The sequence below is a fragment of the Colwellia sp. BRX10-4 genome, from assembly GCF_014077465.1.
In the GTDB taxonomy this organism is placed as follows: Bacteria; Pseudomonadota; Gammaproteobacteria; order Enterobacterales; family Alteromonadaceae; genus Colwellia_A.
This window is the reverse complement of the sequence record NZ_JACGVZ010000168.1, coordinates 1-234: the sequence shown is the minus strand read 5'-3', so window position 1 is coordinate 234 and position 234 is coordinate 1. Positions and strand designations below refer to the sequence as shown.

Below are 234 nucleotides of genomic sequence, written 5' to 3'. Positions count from 1 at the left end.
ACTGTAAATAACCCTGTAATTATTGCACCCCAAATAAAACCTGAATCGCTACTTGTATAAGGTAAACCTAACTCAGCATGACGTTCAATACTTGAATTAATTAAGTACCAATTTGCAAAAACAGCGAGTAAAAGAAATCCCGCTAAGATCTTTATAGATTTAAATTTATACTTTTTAATTATTAATTTGATCTCATCTGGTGACATATACACTCCCTTTTTGAATACTTATAAC

Annotated in this window: 1 protein-coding gene; it reads right to left on the bottom strand. The window is 29.9% G+C overall.

Going from position 1 to position 234, the window contains the following annotated elements:
• The coding region (locus H4J67_RS20245) for a hypothetical protein (protein ID WP_182204970.1) at positions 1-206 on the bottom strand (206 nt) is incomplete at its 3' end.
• Between the last annotated feature and the right edge of the window lie 28 nt (positions 207-234).